Source organism: Mesorhizobium sp. (genome assembly GCF_024509055.1).
GTDB lineage: Bacteria > Pseudomonadota > Alphaproteobacteria > Rhizobiales > Rhizobiaceae > Mesorhizobium.
Window position 1 is genome coordinate 1 of sequence record NZ_JANINM010000475.1, and the last position, 12,669, is coordinate 12,669.

Annotated in this window: 13 protein-coding genes, 1 tRNA gene and 1 pseudogene; 6 read left to right on the forward strand and 9 right to left on the reverse strand. The window is 63.1% G+C overall.

Annotated features, from left to right (window positions below; translation table 11 throughout):
• Window positions 1-1,183 (reverse strand): ATP-binding cassette domain-containing protein (locus tag Q0L57_RS27495; RefSeq protein ID WP_296746220.1); only part of this gene is annotated, 1,183 nt, incomplete at its 3' end.
• Window positions 1,184-1,347: 164 nt separating this feature from the next.
• On the reverse strand, window positions 1,348-2,418 hold the full coding sequence (gene chvE, locus Q0L57_RS27500; protein ID WP_296746221.1) for a multiple monosaccharide ABC transporter substrate-binding protein: 1,071 nt from the start codon (window positions 2,416-2,418) through the stop codon (window positions 1,348-1,350).
• Window positions 2,419-2,711: 293 nt separating this feature from the next.
• On the opposite strand from chvE, the gene Q0L57_RS27505 reads away from it, so the two are divergent.
• Entirely contained in the window at window positions 2,712-3,701 is a 990-nt protein-coding gene (locus tag Q0L57_RS27505) for a LysR family transcriptional regulator (protein WP_296746222.1), read from the forward strand.
• 573 nt (window positions 3,702-4,274) lie between these two features.
• Here the strand turns inward: Q0L57_RS27505 and Q0L57_RS27510 are convergent.
• The 6 genes from Q0L57_RS27510 to Q0L57_RS27535 all read right to left on the reverse strand — a co-directional run bounded on the left by Q0L57_RS27510 (window position 4,275) and on the right by Q0L57_RS27535 (window position 8,719).
• The gene (locus Q0L57_RS27510) at window positions 4,275-5,060 is read right to left on the reverse strand and encodes a glycosyltransferase family 25 protein (RefSeq protein WP_296746224.1); all 786 of its coding nucleotides are present in this window, start codon (window positions 5,058-5,060) and stop codon (window positions 4,275-4,277) included.
• Between the two features lie 138 nt (window positions 5,061-5,198).
• Window positions 5,199-5,272, reverse strand: a tRNA-Gly gene (locus tag Q0L57_RS27515).
• 56 nt (window positions 5,273-5,328) lie between these two features.
• Window positions 5,329-6,762, reverse strand: a complete 1,434-nt coding sequence (locus tag Q0L57_RS27520; protein WP_296746225.1) for a HAMP domain-containing sensor histidine kinase — start codon at window positions 6,760-6,762, stop codon at window positions 5,329-5,331.
• A complete protein-coding gene (locus Q0L57_RS27525) occupies window positions 6,759-7,433 on the reverse strand; it encodes a response regulator transcription factor (RefSeq protein WP_296746226.1) in 675 nt (224 codons plus the stop codon). Before Q0L57_RS27525 ends, Q0L57_RS27520 begins: the two co-directional genes overlap by 4 nt.
• Before the next feature lie 109 nt (window positions 7,434-7,542).
• Window positions 7,543-7,932: a hypothetical protein gene (locus tag Q0L57_RS27530; protein WP_296746227.1), complete on the reverse strand. Its 390-nt coding sequence runs from the start codon at window positions 7,930-7,932 to the stop codon at window positions 7,543-7,545.
• A 172-nt stretch (window positions 7,933-8,104) separates the two neighbouring features.
• On the reverse strand, window positions 8,105-8,719 hold the full coding sequence (locus tag Q0L57_RS27535; RefSeq protein ID WP_296746228.1) for an outer membrane protein: 615 nt from the start codon (window positions 8,717-8,719) through the stop codon (window positions 8,105-8,107).
• Window positions 8,720-8,785: 66 nt separating this feature from the next.
• Between Q0L57_RS27535 and Q0L57_RS27540 the strand changes: the two genes are divergently transcribed.
• The 4 genes from Q0L57_RS27540 to Q0L57_RS27555 all read left to right on the forward strand — a co-directional run bounded on the left by Q0L57_RS27540 (window position 8,786) and on the right by Q0L57_RS27555 (window position 11,321).
• A complete protein-coding gene (locus tag Q0L57_RS27540; protein WP_296746229.1) occupies window positions 8,786-9,016 on the forward strand; it encodes a hypothetical protein in 231 nt (76 codons plus the stop codon).
• Between the two features lie 134 nt (window positions 9,017-9,150).
• A complete protein-coding gene (locus Q0L57_RS27545; RefSeq protein WP_296746230.1) occupies window positions 9,151-10,155 on the forward strand; it encodes a hypothetical protein in 1,005 nt (334 codons plus the stop codon).
• Window positions 10,152-10,952: a hypothetical protein gene (locus tag Q0L57_RS27550; RefSeq protein WP_296746231.1), complete on the forward strand. Its 801-nt coding sequence runs from the start codon at window positions 10,152-10,154 to the stop codon at window positions 10,950-10,952. Before Q0L57_RS27545 ends, Q0L57_RS27550 begins: the two co-directional genes overlap by 4 nt.
• Before the next feature lie 114 nt (window positions 10,953-11,066).
• Window positions 11,067-11,321: a DUF6460 domain-containing protein gene (locus Q0L57_RS27555; protein WP_296746232.1), complete on the forward strand. Its 255-nt coding sequence runs from the start codon at window positions 11,067-11,069 to the stop codon at window positions 11,319-11,321.
• Between the two features lie 56 nt (window positions 11,322-11,377).
• On the opposite strand, the gene Q0L57_RS27560 is transcribed toward Q0L57_RS27555, so the two are convergent.
• Window positions 11,378-12,280 carry a histone deacetylase gene (locus tag Q0L57_RS27560; RefSeq protein WP_296746234.1) on the reverse strand — a complete coding sequence of 301 codons (903 nt, stop codon included), beginning with the start codon at window positions 12,278-12,280 and terminating at the stop codon, window positions 11,378-11,380.
• Window positions 12,281-12,419: 139 nt separating this feature from the next.
• On the opposite strand from Q0L57_RS27560, the pseudogene Q0L57_RS27565 reads away from it, so the two are divergent.
• A pseudogene (locus Q0L57_RS27565) lies at window positions 12,420-12,669 on the forward strand (MATE family efflux transporter); the annotation flags it as partial.

Here is a 12,669-nt window from a genome sequence, read left to right on the forward strand (position 1 = left end):
TGTTGGTCTTCTTGCGGTAGTCGTTGGCGACGCTCATCTCGCGCATGTCGTCGATCACGCCGCCGCTGGAAACGCCGCCTAGATTGGCCAAGGTCACGTTGTGCTTGATGTGGTCGATAAGGTTGAGTCCGTAGGTCTTGCGGTCCTCGGTGACGTAGGCGATGCGGTTTTCCACCGCCCTGCTCACCGTCGAAAGGTCGAGGGGCTTGCCCCGCAGGAAAACCTCTCCGGTGATGCGGCGGCCATAGGAGCGGCCGAAAAGGCTCATGGCGAATTCGGTGCGCCCGGCGCCCATCAGTCCGGCGATGCCGACCACCTCGCCCTTGCGCACATTGAGGTTGATGTTCTTGATCACCTGTCGTTCGGCGTGGATCGGATGGAAGACGGACCAGTTCTTCACCTCGAAGATGACCTCGCCGATCTCCGGCTCGCGTGGCGGGTAGCGGTCGTCGAGCGAGCGGCCGACCATCGAGGTGATGATGCGGTCCTCGCTGATGTCTTTGCGGGGAAGCGTCTCGATGGTGCGCCCATCACGGATCACCGTAACCTTGTCGGCGACGCGGTTCACCTCGTTGAGCTTGTGCGAGATCAGGATCGAGGTCATGCCCTGGCGCTTGAACTCGAGCAAGAGGTCGAGCAGCGCCTGGCTGTCCTTCTCGCTGAGCGAAGCGGTCGGCTCGTCGAGGATCAACAGCTTGACTTCCTTGCTGAGCGCCTTGGCAATCTCGACCAGTTGCTGCTTGCCGACGCCGATATTGGTGATCAGCGTCTTGGGATCTTCCTTGAGGCCGACTTTTTCGAGCAATGTGCTGGTGCGCTGCTCGTTGGCGTCCCAGTCGATGACGCCGTAGGTGGCATGCTCGTTGCCGAGGAAGATGTTTTCCGCGATCGACAGCATCGGCACCAGGGCAAGCTCCTGGTGGATGATGACGATGCCGATATGCTCGCTGTCATGGATGCCCTTGAAGTGGCACGCCTGGCCGCGAAAGACGATCTCTCCGTCATAGGTGCCGGAGGGATAGACGCCCGACAGCACCTTCATGAGCGTCGACTTGCCGGCGCCGTTCTCGCCGACGATGGCGTGGATCTCGCCTTCCTCGACACTGAGGTTGACGTTCGACAGCGCCTTCACACCGGGGAACGTCTTGGTGATGTCGCGCATCTCCAAAATCGTCGAGGCCATCAGGATCCGCTCCCTGGCGCATGGCTTCCATTCCCGGAAAATCTCATGCGCGAAATCAACATGCCGCCGCGCTTTGCGCTGCGGAAGCCGGCAAAACCATACCGGGGTCGCTTCTGAACGAAAAGGGGCCCTGCATCGCGCAGGACCCCTTCTTTAAGACTGGATTACTTCAGGTCTTCGGCCTTGATGTAGCCGGAGTCGACGACCAGCTTCTGGTAGTTCGACTTGTCGACTTCATGCGGCGTCAGCAGGATCGAGGGAACGACCTTGACGTCGTTGTTGTAGGTCTTGGTGTCGAGGCCGTCCGGCTTGCCGCCGGAGAGCACCTTGTCGACCAGCTGCACGGTGGCCTTGGCCAGGTCGCGGGTGTCCTTGAACACGGTCGAATACTGCTCGCCCGAGATGATGAGCTTGACCGAGGCGGTTTCGGCATCCTGGCCGGTCACGACCGGCCAGGGCTGCGCGGCCGTGCCGTAGCCGACAGCGCGCAGCGAGGCGGTGATGCCGCGCGACAGGCCGTCATAAGGCGACAGAACGCCATCGACGCGGCTGCCGTCCGAATAGTTGGCCGAGAGCAGGTTGTCCATGCGAGCCTGGGCGGTCGCGGCGAGCCAGCGCAGCGTGCCGACCTTGTCCATGCCCATCTGGCCGGACTTGATCTTGATCGAGCCGTTGTCGATCAGCGGCTGCAGTACGGACATCGCGCCGTTGTAGAAGAAGAAGGCGTTGTTGTCGTCCGGCGAACCGCCGAATAGCTCGACGTTCCACGGCTTGGTGTTCGGGAAACGATCCTTGAGACCGCTGACCAGCGAATTCGCCTGGATGACGCCGACGCCGAAATTGTCGAAGGTGGTGTAATAGTCGACGTTCTTGGTCTTCTTGATCAGGCGGTCATAGGCGACGACGACGACGCCGGCGTCGTTGGCCTTCTGCAGCGCGTCGGCCATGGTGGTGCCGTCGATCGAAGCGATGATCAGCGCCTTCGGGCCTTTGGTGATTTCGTTTTCGAGCTGGCTGAGCTGGTTCGGGATGTCGTCCTGCGCATATTGCAGGTCGACCGTGTAGCCGAGCGCTTCGAGCTGGGACTTGACGGCGTCGCCGTCATTGATCCAGCGCTGCGAGGTCTTGGTCGGCATCAGCACGCCGACGAGGCCCTTGTCGGCTGCGTGCGCCGAGTAGGTCATGGCAGCAATGCCAAGGGCCGCGACGGCGGCCAGCGTCTTGATGATCTTCACGATTACTCTCCCTGGTTGATGGACGCGACACCTCGGGGCTTCGCGGGCCGCGCAGTCGAGCAGGAGCGCTGACGCGCCGCTGTCGGCTTTATCGATCTCCGGTATCCTCCCAATCGGCCCCGCGGCGCTTTTTTTCAATCGATACGATTTTGCTCGTGACCGATCCCGGCACCTCGGAACAGGCGAAGGTTGTGTCCCTTTGACATAACTGTCAAATGCGATCTTTGGTGGTTGCTATATCGAAACTGGTATAGGGTGAGCCGCAACGAGAAGTTTGGGGAGGTGCGGAAATCATGGCGGCGCTGCGCGATCCGGACGGAATATCGGGTGGTTACCAGAAACTGCCGGGAGACGGCGAAACGCTTCTGCGCAGCGGCCTGAGCCTGCGCCACATGCGCATGATCGCGGCGCTCGACGATCACGGTCGGGTGAGCGCGGCCGCCCAGGTCATGAACATATCGCAGCCCGCCGCCTCGCGCATGATCGCCGAGATGGAGGCGGTGCTCGACGTGAGGTTGTGCGAGCGGCTGCCGCGGGGCGTTACGCTCACTCCGTATGGCCAGGCGCTCGCAAGACGCGCCCGCTCCATCCTGCTCGAGATGCGCGAGGCTGACCGCGAGATTTCCGAGCTCAAGGCGGGCAAGGGCGGTTCGGTGTTCCTGGGTGCCGTGACGGCGCCGGCCATCGAACTCGCGGTGCCGGCGATCCGCGAGATCCGCCGCATCTATCCGCGCATCGAGATCACCATGCAGGTCGAAACGTCGAACGTGCTGGCGCGCGAGCTGATCGCATCCCGCCACGACTTCATCATTGCCCGCATTCCCGACGACCTTAATCCGCGGCTGTTCGAATCGCGCGTCATCGGTGTCGAGAAGGCCTGTCTCATCGTGCGGCGCGGTCATCCGCTCGCCAGTGGCAGAGTGGTCCGGCTGGAAGAGACGGCGGCCTATGACTGGGTCTTTCAGTCCGGCGGCTCGCCGCTGCGCCAGGCGATGGAGAGCAACTTCCTGAACCGCGACATTCCGCTTCCGGACCGCATCCTCAACACCAGCTCGCTGTTGCTGACACTGGTGATGGTGGCGCAGTCCGACGCCATCGCACCGGTGTCCATACAGGTGGCGAAGTTCATCCAGGGCCCCGACGGGTTGGCCGGCGCCATCGACGTCGTCCAGACCGAGTTCGACATCGAGGTGAGGCCTTATAGCCTGATAACGGTGAAGAACCGCGTGCTCTCGCCGGCGGCCAAGATGCTGCACGACTTCATCTTGCGCGAGGTAGGCTAATGGAACGAGAATGGCATTCGTACGTTCAAACCGATCGGCAGCTCGCTGGAGCCTGTTGCGGGTGAGGGAAGAGCTGCCGGTGCTCACAGCTCGGAGGTTTTGATGGAACGTCGGTTGTTTCTGACTGGACTGCTTGGCGTGGCGGGGGCGGCAGCACTTGCAAGCCTGGCCGGTCCCAGCAAGGCGGTTGCTGGTATTCCCGCCGGCAACGGAATTCTGGATGAGCTCGACAAGCCGGACATGACGGTGTCCGAAGGAGACGATCAGCCTGAGGTGGAGCTGGTCTCGTACCATCGCCATCACCGGCACCATCGCCATCATTGGCGCCATCACAGGCGCCGGCACGCTTGGAGAAGGGTGTGCCGCCGCGTTTGGCACCGTGGCCGTTGGCATCGCCGCTGCTGGCGCGAGCGCGTCTGGATCTGGTAGGTAATAGGGACTTCAGGACTTGGCGCTTGCCCGTTCGGGTCTTGCACGAAAATGCAAGACCCGAACATTGCTGCTTGCGATCACCGTTTTTTCGAAGTCGGTGTTCGTTGCCGGTTGTTGAACCGGTGCTTCCGGTGAACGGCTCTAGGGCCGACTGTCGTTGCGCAGCCCCAACCTTCGAACGGGGCAAAATATGACAGCGACCTTCTCCGTTTCACGCAGAGTCATGCTCCGGAAAAAGGCAACGGCGCGCGAAGTCTCGTGCTGCAATTTCTCCAGAAGGGGCGTTCTGCGATGCGGGCGTTCATACTGGATCAGGGTTTTGAATGGGGTCTCCGACACGAACTGGCTTTGTGCGCAGATGGCTGGCGTGAGCTGATAGACCGTGCTGCGCGCGCAAGGCATGTGAAGGGGACTGAAGATGGTGAAGTCCACTGGTCCCCTTATCTGTTTCGTCCATCCCAAGAGGTTTCGCGCCGCTCGTCTTGAAAGCGTATAGCCGGCTGTCCCGATGTGCTGGCCCAGCATCCGGGCCACTGACAATCCATCGTCGATCGCTGTGCGGCGCCGGTCCATGCGGACCGGTGTAAAAAAAGTCTCAAGCTTTACAATGTCGGCGTCGGCGGGGATCCATCTGTCGTTAGTCAGTAATGATCGGGCGCTTTCGGAGAAGATGATGTCATCTTCAAAGATCGACGCGTACGGATCGTCGCCATCGGCGATCATCTGCCAGCAAAGCCGATGACTGTCGAAGCAGGCTGTTTCGGCATGGCTAAGGTTTGGAGCGGGGACGACGCTGGAGGCCTCAATTGCCGCAACGCGGTCGAACGGAGCGCCAATCCTGGCAAACTCCGCAATTATGTGGGCCAAGCGGTCTTCTGACTGGTCGAGGTTTATTGCATAACACTTCATGATCGCGACGGCTAACATGAAGAAGATTCAAGAAACAGCGTATTTCGGAAATCGTACCAATAATGGGCGAGGTCTATATTGGGTAGCGGCCCCTCCGGATGGAAATATACGTCCCACTCCGCCTCGAAATCAGTCCCAAACCCTTGCGGCGCAAGCTGGAGCGGGTAGCGGGAATCGAACCCGCGCGTTCAGCTTGGGAAGCTGACAGGCTACCATTACATCATACCCGCGCTGCAGCCTCGTTACCATGACGCCCCGGCTACAGGCAATCAGCAAAGCGGAAGTGTCATCGCCTTGCGACAGGCAACTCCATGCGCACGCGGGCGCCCCGCCACGTGCCGCTCAAAATCCGGATCGTGCCGTCATGCAGATGGGCGATCTGCCTGGCAAGGTTGAGGCCGAGGCCTGCTCCGCGCGACTGCGGCTGCAGGCGGTAGAAAGGCTGGAAGACGTTGTCCCTCTCTTCCGGCGGGATGCCGGGGCCCTCGTCGCGGACCTCGATCGCGCCGTTCTCGTCTACCGCGACCGTTATCGTGCCGGAGCCTCCGCCATGGTCGATGGCGTTGCGCACGAGATTTGCCAGGGCGCGCTCGACCTGCAGGCCGTTCGCCTGGATGAGGATCGTGCTTCCCGGCGGCTCGAAGGCAAGGTCGTAGCCGGCCTCGATCGCCAACGGCGCGAAGTCGGCGGCTACCCGGCGGGCGAGCTCGCCAAGGTCTATGGCCTTGCGCTCGTCGCCAGGCCGCTCCAGCATCTGATGGTCGAGCAGTTGCTGCGCCAGGTGCGACAGGCGCTCGATGTCGTGCAGGAGGCGCTCGCTCTCCGGTTCCTTGGTCAGGAGTTCGGCGCGGGTGCGCAGGATGGCGATCGGCGTGCGCAATTCGTGCGCGGCGTCGGTGAGGAAGCGGTTGTGCTGGTCGTAGCCGTGCGCGAGCCGTGCCAGCGTCTGGTTGAAGGCCTGCACCAGCGGCGCGATCTCCTGCGGCACGCGCTGGACGGGCAGCTGCATGCCCCGCGTGTTGATGTCGATGCGCGCGGCCTGATCGGCCGTGTCGACAAGGCCGGCGAACGACCTGCGCACCACGGCAGGCGTCGTCACCAGCGTGGTAAGGCCCATGACCACGACGATGGGCAGAAGCAGAACGGCGATGATCAGCGCCAGCGCCGGCAGCGCGCGCTGCCAGTTGCGGCTGCCGTCGGGGTTTCGGGCGACGTCGACGGTTGCCGAGATGTTGACTTCCAGCCCGTCCGTCTGCTCCCGCGAGGAGCGCGTCGAGGTGACGATCTGCACCAGGCCAGCCTTCGTCGTGGCGTTCTCGACAAAGGCTTCGGGGCGAAGATCGTCTCTGTGCAGGTCGAGCGTCGCGTGCTCGACGGCATCCAGCAGGGCGCCGGGCGCCCCGGTATAGACGTCCGGCACGTCTCCGGAACGGACGCTCTGCCCTGTCTTGTCCCGGATGATGTACCAGACATGCGGGAAGCTCTCGCGGAACTCCCGCAGCTCTTGCGTCTCGCGCACCACCAGCTGGCCGTCCTTGTCGCGGTCGACCGCGCCCTTCAAGGCGGCTGCCGCGGCCTCGTTGTCGACCATGAGCGTGGGGTTGGCGATCCACAGCGCGGCGGCGCACAGCGCGATGAAGATGGCAAGCATCGCCGCCTGTAGCAGGATCAGCCGCCGCACAAGCACCCATTGCAGCGAACGCGGGCGCCGCTGTCTCACGGCAAGGCCCTGAGCAGATAGCCGATGTTACGGATGGCCCGGATTTCGATGCCGGCCGTGACGTCCTCGAGCTTGCGGCGCAGCCTCGAAATATGCGCGTCGAGCGCGTTGGAGCCGATCTCGTCGTCCAGCGCGTAGACGGCCTCCTCCAGTGTTGAACGCATCACCGCGCGGCCGGATCGGCGGACTAGTGTCTCGAGCACCAGCCGCTCGCGCCGAGGCAGGTCGAGCACCCGATCCTCCACCAGCGCCTCACGGTCGTGGAAATCGTAGACGAGGCGGCCGACCGCGATGCGCTCGGCGCGCAAGGTGAACTGGCGCCGATGCAGTGCGCGAAGCCGAGCCACCAGCTCCTCGGTGGCGAAGGGCTTGACCATGTAGTCGTCGGCGCCGGCGTTCAGCCCGCTGACGCGATCGTCGAGCCCACCCATCGCCGTGAGGGCGATGACCGGCGCATCGACATTCATGGCCCGCAAGCGCGGGATGAGGTCGAGGCCTTCGCCGTCGGGCAGGCGGCGGTCCAGCACGATGGCGTCGTGGGTTCCGAGCCTTGCCATGATCTCGGCGTCGGCCAGCGTCGAGCTTCTGTCGACGACTATGTCCTGGCGCTCGAGTGCCGTCTTCAGCACCGACGCCATTTCCGGCTCGTCCTCGATCAGCAGGATGCGCATCGTGTGGCCTCCGTCGGTGGAGCGCTGTTCGCGCGCAGTCGCATCATTTGAGGCCGGTAATGTGTTGGCCGGTGCCCGGCAAGAGCCAGCCCGGCGCTTTGCAATGGGCTCATTCGCACTCCAGCCTGGGCTTGCGGAAATTGGTGATGAACCAGCGGCGGCCGGAAGAACGCGCGTAGAAGGTGTAGAAACATTCCTGGCGCTCGACATAGCCGGGGGTCTCGGTCACCTCATATTCGGTGCCGTGCTTGGTATGGCGCACCTCGCCGCTCGACGTGCCGGAGACCACATTGGTGGATGTCTTGCGCCATTGATAGGCGCGCTCGCCCGGGCCGAGGTCGACGACGGTCGCCGGCGGCCCGTAGTCGAGGATGACGGACTCGACCGGCTGTCCGACATAGTTCTTCATGATGTCGGAAGCACATGCGGACACCGCGAGCAGCGCCGCCGCGAGAAGCGTCTTCAAGGCCCGTTCAAGGCCCTTGGCTGATATGGACATGGCTTGATTCCTGTCGTGGAGAAGCGCTTCGGGCTAGGCCACGAAAATTGCCTCGACATTACGCGGCCACACGCAATCAGCCTCCTTGGGGAGGGGGCGGAGAAAGGCAGTTTCCCGCGGTGGAGATCGGCGGGGCGGCCGCCACGGAAAACTGCTCTCCGGCAGTCGTGACCTAGAACCGGTAGTTGATGCCGGCCTTCAGTTCATGGCTGCCTATATCGGTCTTCGCTGTGCCGAAGGCCGATCTCGTCTCCACATTGGGCGTGCGGATGTAGTCATACTCAACCTTGGCGGACAGGCCGCCGGCAAAGGCCTGCTCGACGCCCGCGCCGACCAGATAGCCGAGCTTGCGGCTGTCGGTGTCGGTCACGCCGTCGCCTTTCTTGAACGTGGTCACCGCCACGCCCGCGGTGCCGAAGATGAGCGTCTGGTCGAACGAAAGGCCTGCTTTGGCCTTGGCCGCCGCGCGCCACTTCTCCTTGATGTTGCCGCCCTGGACATCATGCCTGGCGCTGCCGAGATAAGAGCCTTCCAGCTCGGCGCCGAATACGGCCGGCCCCGTCTGTATGTTGTAGCCGGCCTGCACGCCGCCGCTCCAGCCGTTCCTGTCGGCGAACGGATTGGGCATTTTCGTGAAGGCCGTTCCGCCATGGACGCCGACATAGGCGCCGCTCCACTGGAAGGCGGGTGGCTCGTTGTAGGTGGGCGAGAGGTCGGCGGCCGTCGCGGCCCCGCTGCAGACGGCAAGGCCGGCTGCCCCGATCAGAATTCCGGTGCGAAAAAACATTTGCAACACTCCAGACGCGCATGCGCAGGGCAAGGCCGTGCGCGGATTGACTCGTGGAGCCGGCCCTTGGGTGGCGATGCTCCGGTTTTCTTGTCTTTCGCGGGCAAAGCAATTCCGTCCGGCAAGGCACCTGCCTTGCGGTCCGAACTTCCGTCGCCACAGTGCTCGAAAGACCTGATCTATCTGGCGGGCGAAAATTGCAAGCACATTGCGCAGTTCAAGGAAATGAAGATTTTTCTATTTATTTTCAGCAATTTGCGGCGTTTCTATTTACGCAAATTTAATCATGTAAGGTAGCTTGGCTTCTGCTGGCCATGCCTTCGCGCAGGTCACAATGAGTCGAGCCGGAGCGCCCGACATTGCCCTTGTCCAGCGGCATGAAGTAGACGGAGGCAGGGTTTCGTCGGAGGCGACTTGGACGCCCGGCTGTCTTGCTCGCCGGACCTCCGCGCGACGCCCCAGGCGGGTTGGGGGGCATCGCTTTGCGGGTCGTCTATTTTCATTCCGACACACATCCTTACGAGAAGGCGATCTATCCTGGCGTCGGTCCGGCTTTTGCCCGGCCGCTCGGTTGGGAGACGAGACCAATCAGCGCTATCGATGACGGGAATTTCGACATCGGCGTCGTCGACAACCGGCTGGAGGACGCGGACGTGGCCCGCCTCAGCCACCATCTTGCCTCGTCGGCAAAGGATCGGGCCGCGATCTTCTTTCGCGTCAGCGACTCCGACATGCCGAACTCGCGCAATCCCAACGTAAGGTTCATTTTCGATTGCGGGGATCGGCCCGGCGTCCATTACGCGACCACCTATGATCCTGAAGGTCCATTCCTGACCTTTACCAGGCGGCTGACGACGTCCCGCATCGTTCACCTTCCCTTCGCCTATGATGAGTCGCGGGAACTCGACATCCAGCTTTCCAGCCGCAGCCGTCGGCTCTTCCTGTCGGGCAGCAACTCACGCGCTCTCTATCCGGTGCGCTATGCCTTGCGTCGAAAGCGGCGCTGGTCGCCTTTGCTCGGCTATCTCGTCTATGACCTGAAGCATCCGGGCTATCCCGAGCACGGCAAGCCGCCGCTTCACGACATCACCCACGATCGCTTTGTCGATTTCGCCGCGCGCTTCACGCACTTCTTCCTGTGCGGCACCCGCTACAACGTCGAACTGATGAAATATGTCGAATGCGCCTACGCTGGCTCCGTGCCCGTCGGCGTGCCGGCGACTTCCTTGAGCGCGGCCGCGAAACGCTGCTTTCGCCCCTACGCGGCGCGCACGCTCGATCTCATAAGCGATCTTCGCCAGCCGACGGCCGCGTTGGAGGAGCGGGCGGCGGCCTATCGCCAAGCCATGCGCGACTTGCGGTCCCCGGCGAGGATCGTCCGCGATTTCATCGCGCAGGCGGGTGCGGTCGGTACCCTCGACCGGCCGACAGCGTGACCATGGAGCCCGTCGTCAACGCGCTGTGGATCGGCGCCGCGCTCCCCGACATCAATGCCGCCTGCCTGCGCTCCTTCGTGCTGGCCGGTCATCGTGTGCTGCTTCATTGCTATGAGCTTCCGGGCAATGTGCCACCGGGCGTGGAAGTCTTTGACGCCAAGGCGCTGATGCCGAGGGAGCGTGTGGTCTACTACAGGTCGAATGGCAGCCCGTCCTTGTTCTCCAACCTCTATCGGCTGAAGATACAGGAGGCCGGGATGGGCCTCTATGTCGACTGCGACGTGTTCTGCCTGAGGCCAATACCGCAAGATGACTACATCTTCGGCTACCAGACCGATACGGAGCTCAACGGTGCCGTGCTGAAATTGCCTCCGGACAGCAGCATGCTGCGGGAGGCGCTCAAGATGACGCGCGACCCCTACTACATCGCACCATGGCTCCGAAGCAGGAAGCGTCTGCGGCGCAGGCTCTACAAGGCGATCGGCCTGCCGACCCACATTTCCCGATACGGCTGGGGCGAGCTCGGGCCCGAGGCGATCACCTATTTCGCCGGCAAGGCGGGTGTCATCCATCGCGCGGCACCGATCGACGTCTTCTACCCGGTCCATCACGACCAGGTCTCGATGCTGCTCGATCCCGCTCTATCGCTGGCTGACCTTGTGACCCCGCGTTCGCTTTGCATCCATCTGTTCGACAAGCTGCTCAAGGAACACATGGCGGGTCGCCCGATCCCGGTCGGCTCGCCGCTCGGCCAGATGCTGGATCGCTGCGGCCCGCCGTTGAGCTCGGCCAACTGAGCGCGCCGGTATCCGGACAGCGCCTGCTCCGGCTTGATGCCGGGCAAGCGAGTGCGTATTTCTGGGCCATGCGCCCGAATCGGGCGGTTCGAACGGAGAACGGCCTTGTCCGCAATGACACGCTTCCTCGGCGATTCGCCACTCAGGGTGCTCGTGAAGCTGCTGGTGGTTTCCTTCCTTGTTGGCCTTGTCATGCATGCCTTCGGCTGGACGCCTATCGACGTCTTCTACGGCATCCGCCAGTTCTTCGTAGACCTGTGGAACCTCGGCTTCCACGCCATCGATCGCTTCCTGGGCTACATCCTGCTCGGCGCAGCGATCGTCGTGCCGGTCTTCATCCTGCTCAGGATCGCCAGCTACAGGAAGTGATCGGAAGCAATTCCAGGAAAAGTGCGCAGCGGTTTTCCGCGAAACGGTGCACCGCTCTAGGCGTAGGCGGAGGCCACCTCGAACAGGATGGCGTGGCGTGCGGCAAGCGCCGGCACGTCGCTCGAATAACCGCCGCCAATGACCCCGCAGAGCGGAATGCCGGCGCCGCGGAAATGGCGGATCACCATCTCGTCGCGGCCGCGTATGCCATCGTCGGAGAGCGCCAGCCTGCCAAGCTTGTCCTCGGCGTGCACGTCGACACCTGCATTGTAGAACACGATGTCCCAGCTTCGTCTTTGGGATAGTTCCGGCAGAATGGCGCCTAGCCTGTCGAGATAGGCTGCATCGCCGGTGCCGTCGGGCAGGGCGACGTCGAGATCGGAGGCGATCTTGCGCGCGGGGTAGTTGCGCTCGCCATGCATGGATAAGGTGAACGCGCGGGGTTCATCACGCAAAATGTCGGCCGTGCCGTCGCCCTGGTGCACGTCGAGGTCGACGACCAATATGTTGTCGACTGCGCCTTCGGCGAGCAGCACCAGTGAAGCGACCGCGACGTCGTTGAAGGTGCAGAAGCCGGCACCTTGCGCGCGCCGCGCATGGTGGCTGCCGCCGGCGGCGTTGCAGGCGATGCCATGTCTCAGCGCCAGCCTTGCCGCCAGCACGGTGCCGGCGGTGGCAAGCTGCGCTCTGAGCGACACGCGCTCGCCGACCGGAAAGCCGATCTCGCGCTCGATCTTCTCAGGCACCTCGCAGGCAATCACCTGGTCGACATAATCGGCCGCATGCGCCAGCTTCAGCCACGCGGCCGGCGCCGGCTCGGGCATCGAAAGCGCTTCCGGCACAGCCAGCCCATGGCGCCGCAAGGCGTCCATCAGCAGCGGATATTTGCTCATCGGAAAGCGGTGATTGACGGCGAAGCCGGCGTCGTAGTCGGGGTGGTGGACGATCTGCAAAGGCATGATGGGGGTGGTCTGCGCCAGTTCTTTCTGCACCAGTCGGGGAATTCAGTTGGCCGCCATGGGTTGGCGATTGCGCGGTGGCGGCAAACTGGGGCACATCGGCTGTCCGATCAAGCCGCAATGAGCGAGACAGCAATCCTTGGACAAGGGTGCGACCCAGGCCAACGCCAGATCTTTCGCCGTCACCAACCGTTCGGTGCTGGCGATCGCCGTGCCGATGACGCTTGCCTATCTGACGACGCCGTTGCTCGGCATCGTCGACACGGCTGTGGTCGGCCAGTTCGGCGACGCAGCCCTGCTTGGTGGCCTGGCGGCGGGCGCGCTGGTTTTCGATGTCGTCTTCACCACCTTCAATTTCCTGCGCTCCGGCACCACGGGCCTCGTCGCCC